The sequence below is a fragment of the Xanthomonas vasicola genome (assembly GCF_000772705.2).
GTDB classification, from domain to species: Bacteria; Pseudomonadota; Gammaproteobacteria; order Xanthomonadales; family Xanthomonadaceae; genus Xanthomonas; species Xanthomonas vasicola.
The window spans coordinates 22284-47659 of sequence record NZ_JSBW02000035.1 but is presented as its reverse complement, the minus strand read 5'-3'; the positions used below and the strand labels follow the sequence as shown (position 1 = coordinate 47659).

The following is a 25376-nucleotide window of genomic DNA, read 5'->3' as shown; positions in this document are numbered from 1 at the left end:
ATCCCACAACGCCGGCCTGCGCGCCCGGCGCCTCAACGCGCTTCGAAGCGCGCCCGGCAACCATCGTTGACCCACACCGTGGCGCGGCGATCGTCGTAGCCCCAGGTGCGGCCTTCCTCACAACGCGTGTCGGAAAGCTGGCGGGTGAGCACCGGGCGGCCATAGCGGCCATCCCAGGCGCAGGTGCGCAGGCGGCGGTCGTCGCTGGCGCAGTTGATGGCGTAGTCGTTGCGGGGGCGGTCGTCGCCGCCGTCGCCGCGATCCCAGCCACCGCCACCGCGGGCCTGTGCAAATTCGCCCCGGCACCCATCGTCTACCCAGATCCGGCCGCCTTCCTGGCGCCAGTTGCCGCCTTCCACGCACGGGGTATTCGAGAGTTGGCGTACCAACATGGCGCGGCGCCAGCCGGTGTCGCAGATCTTCTGGCGCTGGTCGTTGCTTTCGCAGCGCACCGTCCCGGCGGCCCCGCCGTAGCCACCACCTGGGCCATTGCCGCCGCCCCAGCCGCCGCCGTTGCGGCCTTCGACAAAGCGACCGCGACAGCCGTTGTCCACCCAGACCCGGCCGCGGTCGCTGCCCCAGTTGCGGCCTTCGATGCAGCGTGTGCCGGAGATGTTTTCCACCAGCACGGCGCGGCCGCGGAACGGCGTATCGCACTCGCGGCGGCGGTTGTCGTTACTGGAGCAGGTGATGCTGGCGCCGTCCCAGCCGCGTTCCTGCGCGCTGGCGGTGGCGCTGGCAAACGCGCCGGTCAGGGTGATCAGGCCGAAGCCGGTAAGCAGCAGGGCGGTGCGCAGCATCGTGTCGTCCTTGGTGCGGGAGGGGCGTGGCGCCTATTCAGCCGGGCGCTGACTTAAGCGACCATGAGCGCCCGCGCATTTGCTCCTGTCGGCCGCCGGCCCCAGAATATCCGGCTTTCCGGTGCTGTCCTGCGTCGGGTTTTCAGCGGAGCTTTCGATGCGTACCCACTTCTGCGGCCTGGTCGATGAGACCTTGATCGGCCAAACCGTCACTCTCGCCGGCTGGACCGACGTGGCCCGTAACCTGGGCGGGGTGTGCTTCATCGACCTGCGCGACCACGAAGGCATCGTGCAGGTGACGGTGGAACCGGTGGCCGGCGACGACGCCAGCGCAGAGCTGTTCAAGGTGGCCGCCAGCCTGGGCTACGAGGACGTGTTACAGGTGGAAGGTGTGGTGCGCGCGCGCCATGCGGTCAACGACAAGCTGCGCACCGGCAAGGTGGAAGTGATCGCCACGCGCATCAGCATCCTCAACAAGGCCGCGCCGCTGCCGTTCCACGCGCATGAGAATCCGGGCGAAGAAACCCGCCTGAAATACCGTTACCTGGACCTGCGTCGCCCGGAAATGCAGCGCATGCAGCGCACCCGCATCAAGCTGGTGCAGGCGCTGCGCCGGCATCTGGATGCACGCGATTTCCAGGACATCGAAACCCCGATCCTGACCAAGGCCACCCCGGAAGGCGCACGCGACTTCCTGGTGCCGGCGCGCATGCATCCGGGCGAGTTCTACGCGTTGCCGCAGAGCCCGCAGTTGTTCAAGCAGATCCTGATGGTGGCCGGCTTCGACCGTTACTACCAAATCGCACGTTGCTTCCGCGACGAAGCGCTGCGCGCCGACCGCCAGCTGGAATTCACTCAGCTCGATATGGAATTTGCCTTCGTGCGCGAGCGCGACGTGCAGGATTTTGTCGAAGACATGATCCGCGCCATTTTCAAGGAAGTGGTGGATGTGGACCTGGCCGCGCAGTTCCCGCGCATGACCTGGGCCGAGGCGATGCGTCGCTTTGGGTCGGACAAGCCGGACCTGCGCATCGCGCTGGAATTGGTCGACGTGGCCGAGCTGGTCAAATTCAGCGAATTCCCGGTATTTACTGCCGCCGCCAACGATGCCGATGGCCGCGTCGCCGCGCTACGCATTCCTGGTGGCGCCGGCCTGTCGCGCAAGCAGATCGACGAATACGCCGCGCACGCCGCTAAATATGGTGCCAAGGGGCTGGCGTATATCAAGTTGTCGGAGACCGGCGAGGTGAGTTCGCCGATCGCCAAGTTCTTCAGCGAAGAGGCGTTTGCTGCGCTGATCAAGCACGTTGGTGCCGGCAATGGCGACATCGTGTTTTTTGGCGCCGGCGGCTACACCAAGGTGTCCGATTTCATGGGCGCGCTGCGCCTGAAGGCCGGCAAGGAGTTCAATCTGCTCGCCGACGGCTGGGCGCCGCTGTGGGTCACCGATTTCCCGATGTTTGAATGGGACGACGAAGCCCAGCGCTATGTGGCCCTGCATCACCCCTTCACCGCACCGGCGGTGGACGATATCGCCGACCTGCGCGCCAACGCACGCATCGCGGTCTCGCGTGGTTACGACATGGTGCTCAACGGTAATGAAATCGGCGGTGGCTCGATTCGTATCCATCGCCCCGACATGCAGAGCGCCGTCTTCGAGCTGCTCGGCATCGGCGCGGAAGAAGCGCGCGCCAAGTTCGGCTTCCTGCTGGATGCCTTGAACTACGGCGCACCGCCGCACGGCGGCATCGCGTTCGGTATCGACCGCATCGCCGCGCTGATGGCCGGCACCGAGTCCATCCGCGACGTCATCCCGTTCCCGAAGACCACCGGCGCGCAGGATCTGATGACCGACGCCCCCTCGCCGATCGCCGCCGACCAGCTCGCCGAAGTGCACGTGCAGGTCCGCCCGAAGCAGGTCTGACCAGCACTCAAGCACGGCCGCGTCCAATGCGTGGCCGTGTTTGTTTATGCGCAGCGGGCAATCTTCTGGGCAAGGCCTTAGCTTAGCGAATCTGCGCCGTGCTCAACGCCGGTATCGGACGGCTGCATGCGCAGCGTGGCGCGCAGCAGGTGAGCGCCCGCCAGTCGCGAACCGTAACTTTCCCAGTGCGATGACGCCATCGCGCGCGGCCAGGGTGCGGTTGATGATGCTCTCCGATTCCCGATTCCCCACTTGCAGCAGCGCCGCAGCATGCGAGAAGCTGCCCCGTCGATCTGTCCGAGAAGCCCGCATGACCCGCATTCGCCGCGCCACGCCGGATGATGCCGAAGCGCTGTCGCTTCTGGCCGCACAGACCTTTACCGAGACCTTCGGACATCTGTATCCGCAAGAAGACCTGCATGGTTTTCTGGAAGAGACCTATGCCGTGGAGCGTGCGCGTATCGTGCTGGCGCACCCGAATTACGCGATCTGGCTGTTGGAGATGGACAACCTGTTGGTCGGCCACGCGGCTGCCGGCCCCTGTGGGCTGCCGCATGACGAAGTGCGCCCCGGCGATGCAGAACTCAAGCGGTTGTATCTGCTGAAGGACTACCAGAACAGCGGCTGGGGCAGCCGGCTGTTCGAAACCGCGCTGCAATGGCTGGAGCGCGACGGCCCGCGCAGCTTGTGGATCGGCGTGTGGTCGGAGAATTTCGGCGCGCAACGGTTCTACGCCCGCTACGGCTTCGAGAAGGTGGGCGAATGCGATTTTCCGGTCGGCAAGATCGTCGACCGCGAATACATTTTGCGGCGCAGGCCGGTGCTGGCAGCCGGCTGATCGCACCAGTGCTGCCGCTCAGTGCGATTGCGCCTTCGCCCCTGCAGTCCCGCGCGCGCCAGGCACGCATTTGACGCCCATGTCCCGGTAACCACCGAAGTGTCCAACGCATCACCCATCAGCCCGGCCACGCCGCGGCGCAGTCCACGCGCCCAGGCGACCACCGCCACCGCCGACGTGTTGCTGGTGCATGGCATCTGGAACACCGCGCACTGGCTGCTGCCGTTAGCGCGGCGGATGCGTGCCGACGGCCTGGCGCCTGCGCTGTTTGGCTACGCCAGCGTGCTCGGCGGGCCTGCGCAGGCGGTACCACGGTTGATCGAACGCCTGCGCGCCAGCCGCGCGCAGTGGGTGGTCTGCCATAGCCTGGGCGGCCTGATGACCTTGCAGGCATTGAAGGATGCTCCCGACCTGCCGGTACGCCGCGTGGTGTGCCTGGGCTCGCCGTTATGCGGCAGTGCCGCCGCGCGCGGGCTGGCGCAACGTGGCGGGCTGTGGGCGATGGGCCGCAGCGCCGCGATCTTGCAACAGGGCTTCGCGCGCTGGGATGGCCAGGCCGAGATCGGTCAGGTGGCCGGCAGCGTCGCGCGCGGGGTCGGTCGTTGGCTTGCCCCGCTCGACGGCGGTTCGGACGGAACTGTTGCATTGGCCGAAACCCGTCTGCCCGGGTTGCGCGACCATTGCGTGGTGCGGGCAAGCCATAGCGGCCTGTTGCGCTCGCCCGAGGCCGCCGCACAGGCGCTGGCCTTCCTGCGCACCGGCCGCTTCCAGTCGTGAACATCTGCCAGCGGATGTTGTGGCCCCGGTGAGGGCAGGCAATCAGGTAAAATCCGCGCCCTGTCATCCAAGCCAGTCTGGAACCACCCATGGGTAGAGGCCCCTCGATCGAAGGCCGCAAGAACGCCTCCGACGCCAAACGCGGCAAGATGTTCACCAAGATCATCCGCGAGATCAGCGTGGCCGCCCGTGCCGGCGGCGGCGACCCGTCCAACAATCCGCGTCTGCGCACCGCCATGGACAAGGGTCTGTCGGCGAACATGTCCAAGGACGTGATCGAGCGCGCCATCAAGAAATCCACCGGCGAGCTGGAAGGCGTGGAATACGAAGAAGTGCGCTACGAGGGCTATGCCCCCGGCGGCGTGGCGGTGATCGTGGACTGCCTGACCGATAACCGCGTGCGCACCGTGGCCGACGTGCGCCATGCCTTCAGCAAATGCGGCGGCAACATGGGCACCGACGGCTCGGTGGCCTTCATGTTCAAGCGTCTGGGCGTGCTCAGCTTCGCCGCCGGCATCGACGAGGACACCCTCACCGACGCGGCAATCGAAGCCGGCGCCGACGATGTCGTGGTCTATCCCGAAGACGGCGCCATCGACGTGCTCACCGCCCCGGATGCCTTCGCCCAGGTCAGGGACGCCCTGGCCGCCGCCGGCCTTGAACCGGAGCACGCCGAAATCACCTTCCGTGCCGACAACGACATCGCCGTGGACGGCGACACCGCGGTGCAAGTGCGCAAGCTGCTGGACATGCTCGAAGACCTGGACGACGTGCAGGACGTGTATTCGAACGTCGATCAAGCGGCGCTTGGCGCCTAAATGAAGACGGGGATGGCAGGATTCGGCATTAGGGATTCGCAACAGCGATGCGACCGGCACGTTGCACGCGCTTTACCAATCCCCAATCCCCAATCCCCCATCCCGGCCGCTCGATGACCCGCATCCTGGGCATCGATCCCGGTTCGCAGCGCACCGGCATCGGCATCATCGATATCGACGAGGGCGGCCGCAGTCGGCATGTGCACCACGCGCCGCTGCTATTGCTGGGCGAGGGCGACTTCTCGCAGCGGCTCAAGCGGCTGCTGCAGGGCCTGGGCGAGCTGATCGAGACCTACCGGCCGAACGAGGTGGCGATCGAGAAGGTGTTCATGGGCAAGAGTGCCGCTTCCGCGCTCAAGCTCGGTCACGCACGCGGCGCGGCCATCTGCGCGGTGGTCATGCGCGACCTGCCGGTGCATGAGTACGCCGCCAACGAGGTCAAGCTGGCGCTGGTCGGCAAAGGCGGCGCAGACAAGGTGCAGGTGCAGCACATGGTCGGCATCATGCTCAACTTGAAAGGCAAGCTGCAGCCCGACGCCGCCGACGCCTTGGCGGTCGCCATCACTCACGCTCACGTGCGCGCCACTGCGCAACGCTTGGGCGTCAATACCCAACAGGCCTGGAGCCGCAAGAAATGACAATCGGGATTTGGGATTGGAGATTTGGGATTCGCAACGGCGCGTCTGCGCGCGCTGTGCCGCTTCGGCGGTGCGTAGCCTTCGTTAACGGCAGCGAGGGAATTTGCCAATCCCCAATCCCGAATCCCGGATCCCGGCACCGCCACGGCGGTGCCCAATGATCGGCCGTCTGCGCGGGATCCTGGCCTACAAACAGCCGCCGTGGCTGGTGATCGATGTGGCCGGGGTGGGGTATGAGCTGGAGGCGCCGATGAGCACCTTCTACGACTTGCCCGATGTCGGTCGCGACGTGATCCTGTTTACCCATTACGCGCAAAAGGAAGACAGCGTGTCGCTGTACGGCTTTCTGCGCGAAGGCGAGCGGCGGCTGTTCCGCGACGTGCAGAAGGTCACCGGCATCGGCGCCAAGATCGCGCTGGCGGTGCTGTCTGGCGTGACCGTGGACGAGTTCGCGCGCCTGATCACCAGCGGCGACATCACCGCGCTGACCCGCATCCCCGGCATCGGCAAGAAGACTGCCGAGCGCATGGTGGTGGAGCTGCGCGACCGCGCGGCCGACTTCAGCAGCGGCGCGCCGATCACCGGTCAGTTGGGGCCGGACGCCATCTCCGAAGCCACCGTGGCCTTGCAGCAGCTGGGCTACAAGCCGGCCGAGGCCGCCCGCATGGCACGCGAAGCCGGTGCAGAAGGCGATGAAGTGGCCACGGTCATTCGCAAGGCGCTGCAAGCCGCGCTGCGTTGAGCGCAGCCGCCCCAGCACTGCGCTGCCGCCAAGCGAGCGCGGCCTTCACTCGGAATCGGGAGGGACGCCTCGTACACTGCGCATCCTTGCCCGCGGCCCGCCCGTACGTTGGTCGCCTGCGCCGGTAGTGCAGCTGCCTTCGGCAGGCGCTGCGCCCCTCATCTTCTTCACGCTGTCTGGCGAAAACTGCTCACCTCATGTCCCACACCCCCACACCAGCAGCCGGCTCCGGCCACGCGCCCGCCAATAGCCAAACCGCCTTGGTCATCGGCGCCATCGGTGTCGTCTTCGGCGATATCGGTACCAGTCCGCTGTACACCCTGAAGGAGGCGTTTTCGCCGCATTACGGGTTGAACCCGGACCACGACACCGTGCTGGGCATCCTGTCGCTGGTGTTCTGGGCGCTGATGCTGGTGGTTACGCTCAAATACGTCACCGTGATCATGCGCGCCGACAACGACGGCGAGGGCGGCATCATGGCGCTCACCGCGCTTGCCCAACGCACGTTGCCGGGCGGTTCGCGCTCGATGTATGTCGTTGGCATCCTCGGCATCTTCGGTGCCTCGCTGTTCTTCGGCGACGGCGTCATCACCCCGGCCATTTCGGTGCTGTCGGCGGTGGAAGGCCTGGAGGTGGCCGCGCCCAAACTCGAACCGTTCGTCGTGCCGATCACCCTGGTGGTGCTGAGCATGCTGTTCCTGGCCCAGCGCTTCGGCACCGAGCGCGTGGGCAAGGCGTTCGGGCCGATCACGCTGGTCTGGTTCTTCGCATTAGGCGCAATCGGCGTCTACAACATGGCGCGCGCACCGGAAGTGCTGCACGCGCTGAACCCGTGGTGGGGCGTGCGTTTCTTCGCCGAACACAACTGGCATGCGGTATTCGTGCTCGGCGCGGTGGTGCTGGCCGTGACCGGCGGCGAGGCGCTGTACGCAGACATGGGCCATTTCGGCGCCAAGGCGATCCGTCGTTCCTGGCAGTTCGTGGTGCTGCCCATGCTGACCCTGACCTATCTGGGGCAGGGCGCGCTGGTGCTGCGCGATCCATCCGCGGTCAGCAATCCATTTTACGAAGCAGTGCCCGATTGGGCCTTGTACCCGATGATCGTGCTGGCCACTGCGGCCACGGTGATTGCCTCGCAGGCGCTGATCACCGGCGCCTATTCGGTGGCCAGCCAAGCCATGCAGCTGGGCTATATCCCGCGCATGCACATTCACCACACCTCGCACTCCACGATTGGCCAGATCTACGTGCCGGCGGTGAATTGGTGCCTGCTGGCGCTGGTGGCGGTGGCGGTGATCGGTTTCGGTGACTCGGCCTCGCTGGCGACCGCGTACGGCGTCTCAGTGACCGGCACCATGCTGATTACCACCGTATTGATGATCATCTATGCGCGCGCGAATCCGCGTGTGCCGGCGCCGCTGCTGTGGCTGTTCGGGCTGGTGTTCCTGGCGGTGGACTGCGCATTCTTCTACGCCAACATCATCAAGTTCCTGGATGGCGCCTGGTTCCCGCTATTGCTGGGCCTGATCCTGTTCACGCTGATGCGCACCTGGCGCCGCGGCCGCAAGCTGCTGCACGACGAGATCCGCAAGGACGGCATCAAGCTCGATACCTTTCTGCCCGGGTTGATGCTGGCGCCGCCGGTGCGCGTGCCCGGCACCGCAGTGTTTCTGACCGCCGACCCGATGGTGGTGCCGCACGCGCTGATGCATAACCTCAAGCACAACAAGGTGCTGCACGAGCGCAACGTGTTCCTGACGGTCGAAACGTTGCAGATGCCGTACGCGGCCGCTGGTAAACGGCTGAAGATCGACGCGATCGGCGACGAGTTCTACCGCGTGCATGTGCGTTTCGGCTTCATGGAGACCCCAGACGTGCCGCTGGCACTGATGCGCTCCTGCGACCAGGGCGGGATCTATTTCGATCCGATGGACACCACATATTTCGCCAGTCGCGAAACCATCGTGGCCAGCGCCAACCGCGGCATGCCGATCTGGCGCGACAAGCTGTTCGCGCTGATGCATCGTAATGCCGCCCCGGCCACCGGGTTCTTCCGCATTCCTGGCAACCGCCTGGTCGAACTAGGTGCGCAAGTCGAGATCTAAGGCCGCCGATGGCGGCCCGTGATTGGAGATTGGAGATTCGGGATTGGATTAAGAGCGTAGCGCTGAAGGCGCCCGCGTCCGATACTATGCGGTTCCAATCCCGCTCCCGCATCTCCCAACCCCGCCCGAATGGACCAGCGCATCATCGCCAGCAGCTCCACCCGCGAAGACGATGCCGCCGATGCGAGCATTCGTCCAAAGCGCTTGGCCGATTATCTCGGCCAGCAGCCGGTGCGCGAGCAGATGGAGATCTACATCCAGGCGGCCAAGGCGCGTGGCGAAGCGATGGATCATGTGTTGATCTTCGGCCCGCCCGGGTTGGGCAAGACCACGCTGAGCCACGTCATCGCCAACGAGTTGGGCGTGAGCCTGCGCGTGACTTCCGGCCCGGTGATCGAAAAGGCCGGCGATCTGGCCGCGCTGCTGACCAACCTGCAGCCGCACGATGTGTTGTTCATCGACGAAATCCATCGCCTCTCACCGGTGGTGGAAGAAGTGCTGTATCCGGCGATGGAAGATTTCCAGATCGACATCATGATCGGCGACGGCCCGGCCGCGCGTTCGATCAAGATCGATCTGCCGCCGTTCACCCTGATCGGCGCCACCACGCGTGCCGGGTTGCTCACCGCCCCACTGCGCGACCGCTTTGGCATCGTACAGCGGCTGGAGTTCTATTCGCCGCAGGAACTGACCCGCATCGTGATTCGCTCGGCAGCGATCCTGGGCATCGACTGCACGCCCGAAGGCGCCGCAGAAATCGCGCGCCGCGCACGCGGCACCCCGCGTATCGCCAACCGGCTGTTGCGCCGCGTGCGCGACTACGCCCAGGTCAAGGCCGCCGGGCATATCGATTTGCCGGTGGCGCAGGCGGCCATGCAGATGCTCAAGGTCGACCCGGAAGGATTTGACGAGCTCGACCGCCGCATGTTGCGCACCATCGTCGAACATTTCGACGGCGGCCCGGTGGGCGTGGAATCGCTGGCCGCGTCGCTGTCGGAAGAACGCGGCACGCTGGAAGACGTGATCGAGCCCTACCTGATCCAGCAGGGCTTTCTGATCCGCACCGCACGCGGCCGCATGGTCACCACCAAGGCTTATCTGCATCTGGGCCTGAAGCCGCCGCGCGACCGCGCGCCCGGCATCGGTGAACCGGGAGACTTGTTTTGAAGACGCGCTGTTGGTCGCCAACCTGGACCGTCCCGACCGAAACTCAGTGCCCATGACCATCGAATCCCAATTTCCGAATCCCGAATCCCCACCCATATTCAGTTGGCCGACACGCGTCTACTGGGAAGATACCGACGCCGGCGGGGTGGTCTACCACGCGTGCTACGTTGCTTTCATGGAACGTGCGCGCACCGAGTGGATGCGCGCGCTCGGTTACGGGCAGGAGCGCATGCGCCAGGAGCACGGTCTGGTGTTTGCGGTTCGCTCGATGCAATTGGATTTCCTCAAGCCGGCCCGGCTCGACGACGCGCTGTCAGTGTCGGCGTTGCTGCTGCGATGCAGACGGGCCAGCCTGCTGTTCGCGCAATCGGTCCGTCGCGAAGGCGAAGTGCTGCTGACCGCTGAGGTGCGCATTGCCGCACTGGATGCCAGCGACTTCCGCCCGCGCGGTATGGACGATGCGCTGTATGACGTGTTGAAAGCTTTAGAAACCACAGAATCCGATTACTGAGGAACGAACGGATGTCGATTGCATTGCTCCTGGCCCTGCAGGACACGGTAGTGGAAGCACTACCGCAGGACGTCGCCGCTGCCGCGGCGCAGACCGCCAGCGTGGCGCACAACAGCAGCATCAACTATGTAGACCTGATCCTGCGCGCCAGTATCCCGGTCAAGATCATCGTGTTGCTGCTGCTGATCGGCTCGTTCATCAGCTGGGTGATCATTTTCCGCAAGGCGCGTGCGTTTAAGCAGGCCAACCGCGAGGCGGACGAGTTCGAAAACCGCTTCTGGTCTGGTGCGGATCTGGCCAAGCTGTACGCCTCGGCAACCGATCGCAACCGTACCGTCGGTGGTCTGGAGTCGATGTTCGAAAGCGGCTTCCGCGAGTTCTCGCGATTGCGCGACCGTCGCCGTTTGGATGCACGCGTGCAGTTGGAAGGCGCGCAGCGCGCCATGCGCACCGCCTTCACCCGCGAAGTCGATCAGCTTGAGCGCAATCTCGAACTGCTGGCCAACATCGGCTCCACCGCGCCGTACGTCGGCTTGGTTGGTACCGTGTTCGGCATCATGGTGACCATGCACGACATGGTCAGCAGCGGCGAGCAGGCCGGTATCGCCGCCGTGGCCCCGGGTATCTCCGAAGCGTTGTTCGCCACAGCCATCGGCCTGTTCGTCGCGATCCCGGCCGTGTGGGCCTACAACCGCTTCACCACGCGCGTGGAACGGCTGTCGGTGCGCTACGAAACCTTTGCCGACGAGTTCAGCTCCATCCTGCAGCGCCAGGTCGGCGCGGACGAGTGATGCGCGCTCCCGGCACGCACCCGCATGGCGTTACGCGGGACGTGGCCGGGAGAGCCAGTCGCGTTGGTGCGCAGCGCCACGTGCAGGTGTCCCTGACGCGGATACCGTGCGACCACGCTGCCAGCTGGCGCCGAGGACTAATGAGGAACGTTTCGCGATGATCTCCGGTATTTCCCGCCGTAAGAAGCGCAAGCTCAAATCCGACATCAACGTCGTGCCGTATATCGACGTGATGCTGGTGCTGCTGATCATCTTCATGGTGACCGCACCGTTGCTGACCCTGAGCACCGACGTCAGTCTGCCCAGCTCGCGCGCCAAGGCGCTGGAGAGCAAGCAGGACCCGGTCGTGGTGGTGGTCGCCGCCGATGGCAAACTCGCGCTGCAGCTGCCCAAGGGTAAGCCGCAGGCGATGGACGTGGCCGCGCTGCAGGCGCAGTTGGCTGCCATCGTGGCGCAAGACAAGGATGCGCGCGTGGTAGTGGCGGGCGATCGCGACGCGCCCTATCAAAAGATCATGGACGCGATCGATGTGCTCAAGCAGGCAAAGGTCGAGAAGGTGGGCCTGATTTCCGACTCCGGCGGCACTGCAGGCAGCGATGCACGCTGACGCACTCCCCACGCAGACGGCGCGCGATGACGGCTGGTTTCGACCGGTTGTCCTGGCATTGGTCGTGCACGTGCTGGTCGCGCTGGTGTTCATCGCCGGCTGGCTGTGGTCGCCCGAACGCTCGGTCGAACCGGCTGCCGGCGACCCCAGCATGGAAGCCTCGCTGGACGTGTCCGCCGCTGATGCACGGGTTGCACGCCAGGCACTGAAGGCCACGCCGGTCGAAACCCCGCCGCCGCCCGCGCCATTGCCCGAACCCGCGCCGGAAGACAGCGTGCCACCGCCGCAGCCTATTCCCGAGCCGCGTCCGCAGGATGCGCCCACGCCACAGCAGGCGCAGGCACAGGAACGCGTCGCCCAGCCCGACAAGGTCGACCAGGATCGTGTTGACGCACTGGCCATTTCCGCCGAAAAGGCCAAGCAGGAACAGGAAGCCAAGCGCCGCCAAGAGCAGATCGATCTGACCGAGCGCAAACGCCAGGAAGAGGCCGAGCAGAAGTTGCGCCTGGCCAAGCAGCAGGAAGAAGCCGACGCCAAGAAGAAGCAGGCGGCCGCGCAGCAGGCGGCGGACGACGCCGAACGTCAGAAGAAGATCGCCGACATCCGCCGGCAGCGCGAGCAGGCCACCAAGGAAGCAGCGCTGGCCGAACAAAAGTTGCGTCAGGTTGCTGCCGCACGTGCGCAGCAGGCTTCCGCGGCCGCTGCGACCAGCGCGCAGCCGACTGCAGGGCAGGGCGGTACCAGCACCGATCTGGCCGCCAAGTACGCTGCGGCGATCCAGCAGAAGGTGTTGGCGCAGTGGGTGCGCCCACCGTCGGTGCCGCCGGGCCAGAAATGCACGATCAATATTCGTCAGTTGCCTGGCGGCAGCGTGATGGAGGCCAAGGTCGCGCCGGGCTGCCCTTACGACGAGGCTGGCCAGCGCTCGATCGAGGCGGCCGTGTTGAGTGCCCAGCCATTGCCCTACCGCGGATTTGAATCGGTGTTCCAACGCAATCTGACCTTCGTGTTCACCGCGCAGGACCAGTAATGATCGTCGTCGGGCTGCGGCTGCCGTCGGCGCCGCAGCCTGATGCGGTGGAACGGGTGCTGTTCCCGGTGCGCGCGCTGCTGCCCCAAGCGGCAGCGGGCGAGCTGCCACGCCAACGCGATTGATCAATGGTGCCGCCCCTGTCGCTACACGATCGCTCGCTCCATTTTCACGCCAACTCATTCACGATTGCGCGTATGTTCACGCGTTGATTGCTATCCCTTGCACACTTTTTCTGCCCGATCCGAGCCGTCCATGAACAAACCGCTGCGTTGGCTAGTTGCCTTGACCGCCCTGTTGTTGCCGCTGAGCGCATTTGCGCAGCAGCAAGGCCTCACCATCGATATCGTCGGCGGTAGCGCTTCGGCCACGCCGATCGCTGTCATTCCGATGCCATATCAGGGCTCCGGCACTGCGCCGCAGACCGATGTGTCTGCCGTCGTCGGCGCCGACCTGGATCGTTCTGGCCAGTTCCGCACGCTGCCGGCCGCGCAGATCGTCGAAAAGCCGACCCGTGGCACCGAGGTGCAGTTCCAAACCTGGCGCACCCTCAAGCAGAACTACATCGTGGTCGGCCGCGTCATGGACGCTGGTGACGGCGCCTATCGCGTGGAATACGAGTTGTTCGACGTGGCCAAGGGCGAGCGCATGCTGGGCCTGGCGATGACCGCGCGCGCCAACGCAATGCGCGATGTGTCGCACCAGATGGCCGATGCCATCTACGAAAAGATCACCGGCGTGCGCGGCGCATTCTGGACCCGCATTGCATACGTGACTGCCAGCGGCAAGGGCGGCGCCATGCGTTATGCGCTGATGGTGGCCGATTCGGATGGTTACAACCCGCAGACCATCGTGCGTTCGGCCGAGCCGTTGCTGTCGCCGAACTGGAGCCCGGACGGCAAGAAGCTGGCCTATGTGAGCTTTGAGCGCGGCAATTCGTCTATCTACCTGCAGGACATCGCTACCGGCGCACGCGAGCTGGTCTCCAGCTTCCGCGGCATCAACGGTGCACCGTCGTTCTCGCCGGATGGCCGTCGCCTGGCGCTGGCGCTGTCGCGCAGTGGCAACCCGGAAATTTACGTGATGGATCTGGGCAGCAAGCAGCTGACCCAGCTCACCAACCACTTCGGCATCGACACCGAGCCGACCTGGGCGCCGGATGGCGGCAGCATCTACTTCACCTCTGATCGTGGCGGTCGTCCGCAGATCTATCAGGTCTCCGCCAGCGGCGGCAGCGCCAACCGCGTGACCTTCCAAGGCAACTACAACGCCACCGCCAGCGTGTCGTTCGACGGCAAGAAGATTGCCGTGGCACAGGGCAGTGGCAACAGCTATCGCATCGCGATGATGGACCGCAGCCTGGGTTCCCCGAGCTGGAGCACGTTGTCGCCCGGTTCGTTGGACGAATCGCCGAGCTTTGCGCCTAACGCCAGTATGGTGTTGTACGCCGCGCGCGAAGGTGGCCGTGGCGTGCTGTACGCCGTCTCTTCCGACGCTCGGGTCCGCCAGCGTCTGGTGCTGGCCGACGGCGATGTGAGAGAACCCGCATGGGGGCCTTACCGAACCGCGCATTAATGTTAATATTTCGCTGCGTTAAACCACTCATCGGCCCAGAGCCTCCATAGGTACCTCATGAACAAGTCCACCCGCGTCTTGCTTGTCTCCCTGTTGTCCGTCGCTGTACTGGCTGGTTGCTCGAAGAAGGTGAAGGAAACTCCGCCTCCTGCAACCGATACCACCGCTGGTTCTTCGGTTCCTACCGGCCCGTCCACCTCTGGTCTGTACGGCCCGGGCGACCTGGATACCGATGCCTGCCTGCGCCAGCGCGTTGTTTACTTCGACCTGGATCAGGACTCCCTGAAGCCGGAATTCCAGGCCATCATGGCTTGCCACGCCAAGTACCTGCGTGACCGTCCTTCCTCGCGTATCACCCTGCAGGGCAATACCGACGAGCGTGGTTCGCGTGAATACAACATGGGTCTGGGCGAGCGTCGCGGCAATGCCGTGTCGTCGTCGCTGCAGGCTGCCGGCGGCTCGGCTAGCCAGCTGACCGTTGTCAGCTACGGTGAAGAGCGTCCGGTCTGCACCGAGTCCGGCGAAAGCTGCTGGTCGCAGAACCGTCGCGTCGAAATCGTGTACACGGCTCAGTAAGAGCGATGCGCTTTCGAGTGACATCCCTGTTCGTCGCGGCGGCCCTCGTGGTCGCCGCGCCGGCATACGCGCAGCGAGCCAGTCTCGCTGACCGTGTGGCCTTGCTTGAGCAGCAGCAGGCCAACAGTCAGGCCAATAACGATCTCCTCAACCAGCTGCAGCAGGCGCGTTCGGACCTGCAGGCGTTGCGGTCGACCGTCGAACAGCTGCAGCACGATAACGAGCAACTCAAGCAACAGTCCAAGGACCAGTATCTGGACCTGGACGGACGTCTGAATCGGTTGGAAGGTGCAGGTGGCGCAACGCCGTCATTGCCCCCAGCAACCGGCAGCGTCACCCCGGCCCCGGCATCTGCCGCGCGGCCTGCAGCGGCGGCAACTTCCGAGAAGCCGCCCACCGTTCATGGCGACCCAGGCACCCTGGCCGTCAGCAACGACGAACGCACTGCCTATAACATAGCGTTCGATGCCTTGAAGAACGGCAAGTACGACGATGCGTCGCAGTTGTTTCTGAGCTTTCTGGAGCTCTATCCCAACGGCGTCTACACCCCCAATGCCTTGTATTGGCTGGGTGAGAGTTATTACGCCACCCGCAATTTCCAGCTTGCCGAGGCGCAGTTTCGCGATCTCGTCAGCCGTTATCCCACGCACGACAAGGCCGCTGGCGGCCTGTTGAAGCTCGGCCTGTCGCAGTACGGCGAAGGCAAGAACAACGAAGCGCAGCAGACCTTGCAGCAGGTCGCCTCGCAGTATCCCGGCTCCGATGCAGCACGCGTCGCGCAGGAACGCCTGCAGTCCATCCGTCTCGGCCAGCAACTGCGCTGAGCCAGCGCGTCGGTGCCTGTCGGCACGGCGCATACTTTGCCCATGAACGCCGCCGCCGTCCCTAGCGAGATTATTCAATCGCCCCTGCCGCGGTTGAAGATCACCGAAATCTTTTTGTCCCTGCAAGGCGAAGCCGAAGCCGCCGGCTGGCCGACAGTGTTCGTGCGTCTGACCGGCTGCCCCTTGCGCTGCCTATATTGCGACACCGCCTACGCCTTCCATGGCGGCGAGTGGCATGACATCGACGCCATCGTCGCCGAAGTTGCCCGTCATGGCGTGCGCCATGTCTGCGTGACCGGCGGCGAGCCACTGGCACAGAAGCGGTGCTTGGTGCTGCTGCAGAAACTCTGCGATGCCGGTTACGACGTGTCGCTGGAAACCTCCGGTGCGCTGGACGTGTCCGCCGTCGATCCACGCGTCTCGCGCGTGGTTGACATCAAGACGCCGGCATCCGGCGAAGAAGCGCGCAACCGCTGGGAAAACCTGCCGCTGCTGACCGCACGCGACCAGATCAAGTTCGTGATCTGCAGCCGTGCCGATTACGAATGGTCGCGCGAAATCGTCGCCGCGCACGCGCTGGATCGACGCTGCACGGTGTGGTTTTCGCCCAGCAAAAGTGAGGTCAGCCCGCGACAACTGGCGGACTGGATCGTCGCCGACCGCCTGCCGGTGCGCTTCCAGATGCAGCTGCACAAGCTGCTGTGGAATGACGAGCCTGGGCGCTGAGAATCAAGCGCTTAGCACAGCGTATTAGCCGAGTGCCTCATGCTGAAAAACAGACTTAGACGATGTGTTGGTCTGCTCAGGCAGCGCGCAATCCTACAAAGCGACAAGGCCCGAAAGCCAACACGACGATGATGCGTTAGCGTCGCGGTACACCTGCGCGCGCGTAGTTACACCGCCGACCGGATAATGCGAAATTGCGGAGCGGACTGCCTTCTTGCGGAGCAATGAACGTCGCTGAAAGCTTTGCTAGAGATGGTGGGCCGTGATGGATTCGAACCATCGACCAAAAGATTAAAAGTCTTCTGCTCTACCGACTGAGCTAACGGCCCACTGACCCGACATTGCGTCGGGGTGCGCATTCTACCCTACGCGGGCGTCAAGATAAAATGGCGTAGTGGGTGGGGTCGGGGACGCCGGCGTCGGCGAAGCCGGCAGCGCGCAGGCGGCATGCGTCACAGTGGCCGCAGGCGCGACCATCGGCGTCGGCGCGGTAGCAGGAGACGGTGAGGCCGAAGTCCACACCCAGGCGCACGCCTTCACGAACGATGTCGGCTTTGCTGAGGAACTGCAGCGGTGCGTGCACGCGCAGCCCCGCGCCTTCCACACCTGCCTTGGTGGCCAGATTGGCAAGTACTTCAAAGGCGCGCACGAACTCGGGGCGGCAGTCCGGGTAGCCCGAGTAGTCCACCGCATTGACGCCGCAGAACAGGTCGTTGGCGCCGACGACCTCGGCCCAACCGAGTGCCAGCGACAGCATGATGGTGTTGCGTGCGGGCACATACGTGACCGGGATGCCGTCGCCACCGGCGTCAGGGACGTCGATGTCGTCGGTCAGTGCCGAGCCGCCGATGCTGCGCAGGTCCACGTCGACCACCTTGTGCGCAATGACACCCTGCGCGGCGGCAACGCGCGTAGCGGCGTCCAGTTCCGATGTATGGCGCTGGCCATAGCGCACGCTCAGCGCGTAGACGGCAAAGCCCTGCTCCTGCGCGAGTGCGATGACGGCGGCGGAATCCATGCCACCGGACAACAGAACAACGGCTTTTTTCATGACGAATCGGTAATCACTGCGGAATAGGGCGAAAGGCTATCAGGGACGGCGGTGCAGGGCGACCAGGCGGACGATCATCGGTCCAGAGTGGGCAGTGAAGATTCTGAAGGCGTAGGCACGGACGCTTGGAATGCGCTCGCAGTGTCCGGTCGAGCGCCGGCCATTTTCTTGGGCTGCAGCGCGCTTTGGCTCCATTCGCACGTCAGATACGCATGATCGGACGTTCACGTCCGTCCATTTATCGTTCGCTTCAATTTCAGGACCATGGCGCAATGGCCGAGCATCAGGAAGACGCAGCGAAGTCGCGCATTTACGAGGCCTTACTCCAGGCAACACCAGATCTTTTGTATGTGTTCAATATCCAGCACCGCTTCGTCTACGCCAATCAGGCGTTGTTGACGATGTGGGGCATGCGTTGGGAAGACGCTTGCGGCAAGACCTGCCTGGAACTGGGCTACGAGCCCTGGCATGCGGCCATGCACGACGAGGAAATCGAGCGGGTGATCGCAACACGCCAGCCGGTGCGTGGCGAAGTGCCATTCCCGCATACGGTCAAAGGCCTGCGTGTCTACGACTACATCTTCACTCCGGTGTTCGGGCCGGATGGCAAGGTCGAAGCGATTGCTGGCGCTACACGCGACATCACCGAACACAAGCAGCACGAACAGCATCTGCAATTGTTGATCAACGAGCTCAACCATCGGGTCAAGAATTCGCTGGTGATGGTGCAATCGTTGGCGCGGCAGTCGTTCACCAACGCCGCCAGTCTTGCCGACGCACAGGAAAAGCTTGATGCGCGCCTGCTGGCGCTGTCGCGGGCACACGACACGCTGACGCGTGAGAACTGGGTCAGCGCCGATATCTTGGAGCTGACCCGCGACGCGGCCGCGCTTTACGAATCCAACGAGAGTCAACGTTTCACCCTGCAGGGCGGCTCGTGTCGGCTGGATCCGCGGCGCGCACTGGCGCTGTCGATGGCGCTGCACGAGCTGTGCACCAATGCGCTCAAGCACGGTGCATTGTCGTCGCCGGCTGGGAACGTGCTGGTGTCGTGGGAGCGCAGCACACGTGGCGAGCAGGATCTGCTTGAGCTCTTCTGGCAAGAAGCCGGTGGCCCGCCTGTTCAGCCGCCCAAGCGCAAGGGGTTCGGCACGCGTCTTCTGGAACGTGGTTTGAAGCATGACCTCAAGGGCGAGGTCGAGTTGTCCTTCGACCCGGCTGGCGTGTGTTTTCGCGTTTCCATTCCGTTGCCGCCAGAGCTTTCCGAGGCACGTCCATGACCATGCGTGTGCTCCTGGTCGAAGACGAGTCGTTGGTCGCGATGCTGCTGGAGGATTGCCTGGGGGAACTGGGTTACGAGGTGGCGGCAACCGTGGCCGACGTGGACGCCGCGCTGCAGGCGGTGCAGGCAGGCAATCTCGATCTGGCACTGCTGGACATCAATCTGGGCGGCACCTTGTCGTTTCCCATTGCAGAAGAACTGGACGCGCGCGGCGTGCCCTATATCTTCGTGACCGGCTATGCGCAGGGCGGAATTCCTGAAAAGTACCGGCATCGGCACGGGCTGCAGAAGCCTTTTCATTTTCGCGATCTAAAACACGCGCTATCGCTGTTGCAGCAGCGCAGTGCCGATTGATCCATGGCAGGTTTTGCTGCAGTTGGATGACACTGGCCGCGGGTGCCGCGTTCGATCAACAGCTTGCTGTGTTTTGGCGGTTCCATCGCCAGCGAACTGCTGTCGTTCGCGCGGGTGGTGCCCGATGACGCAATCTTCGCGTATCTGGGCGATGTGTTTTTGCTGCCTGAGCACCAGCGCAGGGGCTACAGCAAGGTGCTGATGGACGCTGTCATGGCGCACTCCAACGTGCAGGGGCTGCGCCGTCCTGCCACCAGCGATGCGCACGGGCTGTAAGCGGTTGACGGCTTTACGTCGCCGCTGTTTCCGCAGTCGCTGATGGAGCACTAGCTTCCCTGGATGTATACGGCGTAGCTGAACTACCAAGCGCGCCTTCTAGGGCGCGCTTGGCGGAAACGTTGGTCAGCGCGCTGCGGCCGCGGATGGCAGCGACATCAGTACGCACACGCCAGCGGCACTTTGAGAGCAGCCAGCGCGGTGCGCATTTGCTCAGGCGCTGCGCACCTTGTTCAATAGATGCGCAACCGGTGCTGCTGCGCGCGTATCTGCCCGACGTGCCTGCCCTGCATCGATCTTGAAGATGGCTACCGCGTCGGTGAGTTGCACGGCCTGTTCTTCCATCGAACGTGCGGCAGCCGTGGCTTCTTCCACCAGTGCCGCATTTTGCTGCGTGGTTTCGTCCATGTGGGTGATGGTCTGTTTGACCTGTTCGATCCCGGCAGATTGTTCCTGCGATGCTGCAGAAATCTCGCCCATGATGTCGGTGACCCGTTGCACGCTGGCTACCACATCGCCCATGGTCTTGCCGGCACTGTGCACCAGTTACGATCCGTCTGCTACGCGTTGGACGGAATCGTCGATCAGGTCCTTGATCTCCTTGGCCGCGCCGGATGAGCGCTGCGCCAGTGTGCGCACTTCCGACGCGACCACCGCGAAGCCACGGCCTTGTTCGCCTGCGCGGGCCGCTTCCACTGCGGCATTTAATGCCAGGATGTTGGTCTGGAAGGCGATGCCGTCGATGACGCTGATGATGTCGGCGATCTTCTTGGACGAGGCTTCGATCCCGCTCATCGTATCCACGACCTTGCCCACCACATCGCCACCTTGCGAGGCCACGCGTGCAGCGCCGATTGCCAGCTGATTGGCCTCGCGGGCGCTCTCGGCATTCTGCTTGACGGTGGAGGTCAGCTCTTCCAGCGAGGCGGCAGTTTCTTCCAGATTGGCTGCCTGCTGCTCGGTTCGCTGCGACAGGCCCTGGTTGCCGGCGGCACTTTCGCTGGCAGCTGCGTTGATTGACACCGCCGACTGCTGAATGTTGCCGACGATTTGCGCCAGCTGGCTCGCCGTTGCATTGGCATCGTCGCGCATTTGTGCGAACACGCCGCGGAACTCGCCGCTCATGCGCGCGGTGAGGTCGCCCGCTGCGATCGATTGCAATAATGCCGACAGTGATTGCAGGTTACCGTCGGCGGTGGACATCAAATGGTTGAGGCTCTCGAGCATGATGCGGAAGTCGAACTGAAAGCGCTCGGCATCGCCACGTGCGCTGAAATCGCCGTTTGCCGCTGCCTGCGCAAGATGCTTGATTTCGTGATTCATCGCCGACAGGTTCAGCTTGACCTGCGACATGGTGTTGCTGAAGGCCGCCTTCTCGCCCGGCAAGGGCTGCATGTCTTCGGAGAGTTCGCCAATGGCGTAGCGCCCCATGATGCGCGCCAGGTCGTTCTGCACCGCGACGTGGGAGTCGATCAATAGGTTGGTGTCGTTTGCCATGCGGCCGTAGTCGCCAGGGAATGCAGAGGTATCGATGCGGAAGCTGATCTGGCCATTGTCGTGATGCCTGGCCATGTCGGTCTGTGCTGCGATGAGGTTGCGCAGCTGCAGTTGCATCTTGTCCATGGCCTGCAGCAGGCGGCCGGTTTCGTCAGTCGCCGTAGTGTGTATCGTTATGCAGATTGCCTGCCGCAATGGCTTCGGCAGTGCGCGTGGCCTGGCTCAGCGGCGTGGTCAGGCTGCGCGTAATCAACCACGCAAGCAGCGCACTCATCACCAGCGCAGCAATACCGCCGCTTGCCAGGATGATCTTGCCACGATGCATGGATGCAACAGCGGCCGCATACGCTTCTTTGCTGAGCCGACGTTCCAGTGCAGCATTCGCGCGGATGGCGGCTTGTTGTTCGTTCATCGCCGTTGCAGCAGCGCCTTGCAACAAGGCTTGTGCTTCCTGATTCTGGTCGCGCATGCCGTAGTCGAGAATCTGGTTGTTGAATTTGACCGAGACGTAGCGCTTTTCCTGGACCAGCTTGAGTGCGGTCTTTTCCAGGTCGCTGCTTGGCATTGCTGCCAGCGCATCGTGCGATTGGTGATAACACGTGCGGTTCTGTTCGATCATGGCAAGTGCAACGCGGTTGGCTGCATCGCCGGAAGCTATCACGATGTCGCGCAAGCCGATCGCCACGTTGGTGTTTAACGATGCGCATGATGTGCATCGAGTGTATTGCGGCAACGCAGCAGGCATGCCGCCATATAGCGCCTATTGCATTTCAAAGCATCGCGTGCGCAACCGGCGCGGCGCGATGCGCGTGTCCTTTCCGCTCAGGCTTCCAACGCGGCGAGCACGTCGGCATGTAGCTGCTTTGCGCCGCTTTCGCTGTTGAAGCGCGCAATGACTTCCTCGCCGGAGATCAGCCCGACCCGAACCGAGTAGCAGTAGGACCCGAAGCTTTCGCCCGCGTTGAACGGATCGCTGATGACGGAGATATGGTTGAGGCGGACCCGAGCGGTGCCGAAAGTGATGAACATCTGCGATCTCCTGTGTGGGCGTTAAGTTTCCCACTTTGTTGCGCGGCACAGAAGCATTGCCGGTGGCAGGGCGCCTACGGTCTGCGTCTATGCGGTAGCTACAGACAGGCCGGTCCGTGCATGCGCAGCGTTGGCGGCCTGTCGTTACACGATCCGTTGCCATGCTAAGCGGCGATTCCCGCATCTGTTGAGCCAGCACACGTACACTGCGGTCCCCTGATGCTGAGCTCGCCCGATGTCCGATCCGATCCGTCTCGATAAATGCGTGGCTGCCGCGTTCGGCTGCTCGCGTGGCGAGGCCCAGCAATACATCGAGGGCGGCTGGGTGAGCGTAGACGGGGTAGTGGTCGAAGAACCGCAGGCACTGGCAACTGCGGGCCAGGTCACCCTGGCCGAAGATGCGGTGCTAGCACCGGCCGAGCCCGCCACCCTGCTGCTGCACAAGCCGGCCGGAGTCTCCGCTGAGGCGGCGTTGGCACTGGCCACGCCAACGACGCGCAGCGCGCTGGATCCATCCGACATCCGTGTGCTCAAACGGCACTTTCTGCGTTTGATTGCACCGCTGCCGCTGGAGGACGCCGCAAGCGGCCTGCTGGTCTTGAGCCAGGACGGCCGCGTGCTGCGCAGGCTGAGCGCCGATGCCAGGTCCATCGAGCAGGAATTCCTGGTCGAAGTACAGGGCCAGTTGCGCCCGTACGGCATGGCGCGGCTGGCACAGGGCCTTGTCTATCAGCAGCGCAGTCTGTTGCCGTGCAAGGTGAGCTGGCAAAGCGAAGACCGCCTGCGGTTTGCGATCAAGAACGTGCAGCCGGGCCAGCTGCGCTACATGTGCGGCGAAGTGGGTCTGGAGGTTGTGAACATTCGCCGCCTGCGCGTGGGCCGGGTGTCGCTGGGCAAACTGGCGATCGGCCAATGGCGCTATCTGCCGACGGGTGAGCGGTTCTGATTGCTACGCTGTACTGTGCGACTGCGGCAGGTTTGTTGCGCTTCGCCGCTTGTGCAGCATCTTGATGGAAGGGACGCAGCCGCAGTGTTGGCCGGTACCCTTCGTCGGCACTGCGGACTTCATACAGGTAGGCGCATGGGTGAGGCTTTAACCTGAGTGCTGTGTAGTGCGTGTTCGTTCGATGAGGATGCGAAAAGCGATGCTTGATCAAGCAAAGGCCGATTGAAGCCGACCGAGGCCCGGGTGATCTGCAATGACGCGGCGACTGTTTCGCAAGTGCAATCAGTCGCGACCGTCAGTGCATGCATGGGTTATTTTTTGTTGCGCTTCTTCTTGGCGCGCGTGACCAGAAACAGCACAACGGCAATCACACCGATGACCAGAATGATGAAGGCCGGTGATAGAAACGAATTGTCGCCCATAAGAAACTCCTCACGGTTTCCGCAGCACAGCGCTGCACTGACGTTAGCCTAGCGAGCAGCCTGCTTGATCACGTGAAATGCGTGGCTTGCTGAAGTGAAGGCGGCGTATTTCCTCGGTGTTGATGCGCAAGCCTGCTATTTTCTAGCATCTGCATGTGTAGCCCGAAAGCTGGCATTGCGTTGCATCGATCAGGACAGGCATGGCCGAGCCGCCTTGCACTACCGGGCGCGTGTTTCTGCTGTGTGATTCGACAGTTGAGAACAACCACGTGTGAGATGGCGCTCAAGCAAGCGCTTGTTGCTTGATGCATGCACGTGCAGATGCCGCGTGGATGGATCACCAAGCACGTAATGCGCGATGGCCGCAACGTTTGAAAGGTGACCACTTGCGCAGGACGCAGGTCTCTAAAAGACCGAATCCAGCGACTATGAAGCCTGCACGCAATCACACCCGCGCAGATCAGAAGAGAAGGCGGCACACCAGCCATTCGCAACTGAATCTCATCGATGTTCCGGCAGGGGCGTGCTCAGCGCCCCACGAGTTGAGCGGCCAACAGGCCTCGCGTCCGGTAGCTGCAGTTTAAATGAAATGTTCGTTACGTAAATCAGGGGCGCGCCGACAGGCCGTCGGGGTGTTCCCGACAGCCTTCTCGCACGCGTGCGGGTGACAGTTGCCTGTGCTCAGTGCAGCCAGCAAACCTCACTGAAACGTGGAGGTGCAGCGGAAGCCGGAGCAATTGATCTGCACCGTGTTGCCGCTGCTGCAGACCGCACTGAAGCGCGTGGCACTGATGGCCTGCACGGTGCCGCATTGCAGGCCGCTGCTGAGGCTCTGGGCGCGGATTGCCGCCGGCTCGGTCGACATGGACGGACCCATGGCATGGGACTGCTGACGGCACCTACCGGCGCTGCTGCAACGCCTGCCTGCGCAGAGGCGGCCGGTTCGCTTGCCAGCTGCAGCGTGACTGCGGTGTTCTGCGCGCCGCTACCGGAAGCGGCGTGCGCCGCAACCACGACACCTTGCGCATTTTCGCCCTGCAGCGGCTGGCCGCGGTCTTCGCGATGGCGGTCCAAGGTCAGCGTCTGCCCGAACACCAACTGGATCCAGCTCGGGTAGGTGTAGCCAGTGCCTTTGGTGTGATCGACGACCGCGCCGATCACCCCGCCGATCAAAATGTTGCCCCAGATCCCCATGTTGACGCGCGAGATGGAACGGCCCGCGGCATCGCGCTGGCCGGGCAGCACGCAAGTCACATCCAGATCGTGTGCGGAACGGTGTACCTGTGCGGTCTGGCCGGACTTCAATGCAACACGGCCCTTATCGTTGCTGATGGAGCAGTCGGCGCCTCCAATGAGTTGCCCGTCGGCCGTCTTGGTGTCGACGCGAATCGGCTGAGTCGCGTCATTCATGACCGTGGCGCAACCGCGCAACGCAGCAATGGCAATGGCTGGGTCACTAAATGCCGCATGTTTTCCCCTGGCGTAAGACACAGCGGAGCCAGGCGGCAGTGCGCCGCGTGCTTGGTACACCCGTGCGTGATCAATCCCCATTGCCAGCGCATCGCGCGACGGCTGAAATTTCATATCGGGATTGTGCGCCGCCGTCCAGTCGCGGCCACCAGTGTTACGCGACCGGAGTGACCAGTACGCGGTGCTTTGCCATCACGCTGCGGATCGCGCTCAGCAGTTGCTCGGGGGTATAGGGCTTTTCCAGGAAGGCCACGCCGTTGGGCAAAATCTCTTCCACGTACTCGACTGCCAGGCCGGAGGTCAGCAGGACGGGTAGGTTGTACGGTGCATGCGCCGTCTTGAGCGCCAGATCCACGCCGGTCAGACCGCCCGGGAAATGGATATCGGAAAACAGCACGTCAACGCGTGGATCGCTTTCGATCAGGGCCAATGCTTCTTCGACCGAGCCGGCACTGCGGCAGGTGAAACCGTAGCTCTCCAGCACAAGGCAGCTGAGTTGTCGGGTGCCGTCGCCGTCTTCGACAACGAATACAACCGGCCGTTCCTTGTTCTGTGGCATGAGCAGGTCTCGTAAGGCAGGCCACATTCTCAGCGATGCGG

The 25376-nt window shown here is 63.7% G+C and carries 27 protein-coding genes, 1 tRNA gene and 1 pseudogene; 22 read left to right on the top strand and 7 right to left on the bottom strand.

From position 1 onward, the window contains the following. Positions 1-32: 32 nt before the first annotated feature. Positions 33-800 carry a DUF3011 domain-containing protein gene (locus NX05_RS08120; protein WP_039436745.1) on the bottom strand — a complete coding sequence of 256 codons (768 nt, stop codon included), beginning with the start codon at positions 798-800 and terminating at the stop codon, positions 33-35. A 157-nt stretch (positions 801-957) separates the two neighbouring features. Here NX05_RS08120 and aspS point away from each other — a divergent pair, with 157 nt between their 5' ends. From aspS to queE, 17 genes are all read left to right on the top strand, one after another. Then, positions 958-2724 carry an aspartate--tRNA ligase gene (gene aspS, locus NX05_RS08115; protein ID WP_039436744.1) on the top strand — a complete coding sequence of 589 codons (1767 nt, stop codon included), beginning with the start codon at positions 958-960 and terminating at the stop codon, positions 2722-2724. A gap of 310 nt (positions 2725-3034) precedes the next feature. Continuing rightward, entirely contained in the window at positions 3035-3562 is a 528-nt protein-coding gene (locus tag NX05_RS08110; RefSeq protein WP_039436743.1) for a GNAT family N-acetyltransferase, read from the top strand. A 99-nt stretch (positions 3563-3661) separates the two neighbouring features. After that, positions 3662-4339: an alpha/beta hydrolase gene (locus NX05_RS08105; RefSeq protein WP_017116757.1), complete on the top strand. Its 678-nt coding sequence runs from the start codon at positions 3662-3664 to the stop codon at positions 4337-4339. Between the two features lie 89 nt (positions 4340-4428). Then, positions 4429-5157 (top strand): YebC/PmpR family DNA-binding transcriptional regulator, encoded by a 729-nt coding sequence (locus tag NX05_RS08100; RefSeq protein WP_010363965.1) that lies wholly within the window; start codon positions 4429-4431, stop codon positions 5155-5157. A 113-nt stretch (positions 5158-5270) separates the two neighbouring features. After that, complete coding sequence (gene ruvC / locus NX05_RS08095) at positions 5271-5795, top strand: crossover junction endodeoxyribonuclease RuvC (protein ID WP_010363966.1); 525 nt, start codon at positions 5271-5273, stop codon at positions 5793-5795. A 157-nt stretch (positions 5796-5952) separates the two neighbouring features. Continuing rightward, positions 5953-6537, top strand: a complete 585-nt coding sequence (gene ruvA, locus NX05_RS08090) for a Holliday junction branch migration protein RuvA (RefSeq protein WP_039436742.1) — start codon at positions 5953-5955, stop codon at positions 6535-6537. Between the two features lie 197 nt (positions 6538-6734). Continuing rightward, the gene (locus NX05_RS08085; RefSeq protein WP_039436741.1) at positions 6735-8642 is read left to right on the top strand and encodes a potassium transporter Kup; all 1908 of its coding nucleotides are present in this window, start codon (positions 6735-6737) and stop codon (positions 8640-8642) included. A gap of 129 nt (positions 8643-8771) precedes the next feature. After that, positions 8772-9809 carry a Holliday junction branch migration DNA helicase RuvB gene (ruvB, locus tag NX05_RS08080; protein ID WP_010363979.1) on the top strand — a complete coding sequence of 346 codons (1038 nt, stop codon included), beginning with the start codon at positions 8772-8774 and terminating at the stop codon, positions 9807-9809. 52 nt (positions 9810-9861) lie between these two features. After that, positions 9862-10320, top strand: a complete 459-nt coding sequence (gene ybgC, locus NX05_RS08075; protein ID WP_039436740.1) for a tol-pal system-associated acyl-CoA thioesterase — start codon at positions 9862-9864, stop codon at positions 10318-10320. Between the two features lie 11 nt (positions 10321-10331). Further along, the gene (gene tolQ / locus NX05_RS08070) at positions 10332-11111 is read left to right on the top strand and encodes a protein TolQ (RefSeq protein ID WP_010363983.1); all 780 of its coding nucleotides are present in this window, start codon (positions 10332-10334) and stop codon (positions 11109-11111) included. Between the two features lie 157 nt (positions 11112-11268). Further along, complete coding sequence (tolR, locus tag NX05_RS08065) at positions 11269-11718, top strand: protein TolR (protein ID WP_017112552.1); 450 nt, start codon at positions 11269-11271, stop codon at positions 11716-11718. Continuing rightward, positions 11708-12748 (top strand): cell envelope integrity protein TolA, encoded by a 1041-nt coding sequence (gene tolA, locus NX05_RS08060; protein WP_010363988.1) that lies wholly within the window; start codon positions 11708-11710, stop codon positions 12746-12748. Before tolR ends, tolA begins: the two co-directional genes overlap by 11 nt. Then, on the top strand, positions 12748-12873 hold the full coding sequence (locus NX05_RS25170; protein ID WP_010363990.1) for a hypothetical protein: 126 nt from the start codon (positions 12748-12750) through the stop codon (positions 12871-12873). Before tolA ends, NX05_RS25170 begins: the two co-directional genes overlap by 1 nt. A gap of 130 nt (positions 12874-13003) precedes the next feature. Then, a complete protein-coding gene (gene tolB / locus NX05_RS08055) occupies positions 13004-14323 on the top strand; it encodes a Tol-Pal system beta propeller repeat protein TolB (RefSeq protein WP_017118569.1) in 1320 nt (439 codons plus the stop codon). Between the two features lie 57 nt (positions 14324-14380). Further along, complete coding sequence (gene pal / locus NX05_RS08050; protein ID WP_010363994.1) at positions 14381-14899, top strand: peptidoglycan-associated lipoprotein Pal; 519 nt, start codon at positions 14381-14383, stop codon at positions 14897-14899. Between the two features lie 5 nt (positions 14900-14904). Then, the gene (ybgF, locus tag NX05_RS08045) at positions 14905-15723 is read left to right on the top strand and encodes a tol-pal system protein YbgF (protein WP_039436736.1); all 819 of its coding nucleotides are present in this window, start codon (positions 14905-14907) and stop codon (positions 15721-15723) included. A 42-nt stretch (positions 15724-15765) separates the two neighbouring features. Continuing rightward, entirely contained in the window at positions 15766-16449 is a 684-nt protein-coding gene (gene queE, locus NX05_RS08040) for a 7-carboxy-7-deazaguanine synthase QueE (RefSeq protein ID WP_039436734.1), read from the top strand. Between the two features lie 253 nt (positions 16450-16702). On the opposite strand, the gene NX05_RS08035 is transcribed toward queE, so the two are convergent. Together NX05_RS08035 and queC are read right to left on the bottom strand one after the other, a co-directional pair. Beyond that, positions 16703-16778 (bottom strand) — tRNA-Lys (locus NX05_RS08035). Positions 16779-16825: 47 nt separating this feature from the next. Continuing rightward, positions 16826-17500: a 7-cyano-7-deazaguanine synthase QueC gene (gene queC / locus NX05_RS08030; RefSeq protein WP_010364121.1), complete on the bottom strand. Its 675-nt coding sequence runs from the start codon at positions 17498-17500 to the stop codon at positions 16826-16828. Between the two features lie 272 nt (positions 17501-17772). Between queC and NX05_RS08025 the strand changes: the two genes are divergently transcribed. The 3 genes from NX05_RS08025 to NX05_RS08015 are packed head-to-tail and all read left to right on the top strand — an operon-like array spanning position 17773 to position 19412. Beyond that, positions 17773-18780 carry a sensor histidine kinase gene (locus tag NX05_RS08025; RefSeq protein ID WP_039436732.1) on the top strand — a complete coding sequence of 336 codons (1008 nt, stop codon included), beginning with the start codon at positions 17773-17775 and terminating at the stop codon, positions 18778-18780. Next, the gene (locus NX05_RS08020; RefSeq protein WP_010364125.1) at positions 18777-19136 is read left to right on the top strand and encodes a response regulator; all 360 of its coding nucleotides are present in this window, start codon (positions 18777-18779) and stop codon (positions 19134-19136) included. The genes NX05_RS08025 and NX05_RS08020 overlap by 4 nt, the downstream gene beginning before the upstream one ends. Positions 19137-19178: 42 nt before the next feature. Continuing rightward, positions 19179-19412: a GNAT family N-acetyltransferase gene (locus NX05_RS08015; RefSeq protein ID WP_010364127.1), complete on the top strand. Its 234-nt coding sequence runs from the start codon at positions 19179-19181 to the stop codon at positions 19410-19412. Positions 19413-19625: 213 nt separating this feature from the next. Here NX05_RS08015 and NX05_RS25165 read toward each other — a convergent pair. Together NX05_RS25165 and NX05_RS07995 are read right to left on the bottom strand one after the other, a co-directional pair. Next, positions 19626-21654 (bottom strand): annotated as a pseudogene (locus NX05_RS25165) (methyl-accepting chemotaxis protein). Between the two features lie 77 nt (positions 21655-21731). Continuing rightward, positions 21732-21938 carry a hypothetical protein gene (locus NX05_RS07995; protein ID WP_010364131.1) on the bottom strand — a complete coding sequence of 69 codons (207 nt, stop codon included), beginning with the start codon at positions 21936-21938 and terminating at the stop codon, positions 21732-21734. Positions 21939-22173: 235 nt separating this feature from the next. Between NX05_RS07995 and NX05_RS07990 the strand changes: the two genes are divergently transcribed. Next, positions 22174-22884 carry an rRNA pseudouridine synthase gene (locus tag NX05_RS07990; RefSeq protein ID WP_039436729.1) on the top strand — a complete coding sequence of 237 codons (711 nt, stop codon included), beginning with the start codon at positions 22174-22176 and terminating at the stop codon, positions 22882-22884. Positions 22885-24006: 1122 nt separating this feature from the next. On the opposite strand, the gene NX05_RS24400 is transcribed toward NX05_RS07990, so the two are convergent. Next, the gene (locus tag NX05_RS24400) at positions 24007-24171 is read right to left on the bottom strand and encodes a hypothetical protein (protein ID WP_172645724.1); all 165 of its coding nucleotides are present in this window, start codon (positions 24169-24171) and stop codon (positions 24007-24009) included. Positions 24172-24305: 134 nt separating this feature from the next. Between NX05_RS24400 and NX05_RS24175 the strand changes: the two genes are divergently transcribed. Further along, complete coding sequence (locus NX05_RS24175) at positions 24306-24947, top strand: hypothetical protein (RefSeq protein ID WP_162231355.1); 642 nt, start codon at positions 24306-24308, stop codon at positions 24945-24947. Here NX05_RS24175 and NX05_RS07980 read toward each other — a convergent pair. Continuing rightward, the gene (locus NX05_RS07980; protein ID WP_010364152.1) at positions 24931-25335 is read right to left on the bottom strand and encodes a response regulator; all 405 of its coding nucleotides are present in this window, start codon (positions 25333-25335) and stop codon (positions 24931-24933) included. The genes NX05_RS24175 and NX05_RS07980 overlap by 17 nt on opposite strands. Positions 25336-25376: the final 41 nt, after the last annotated feature.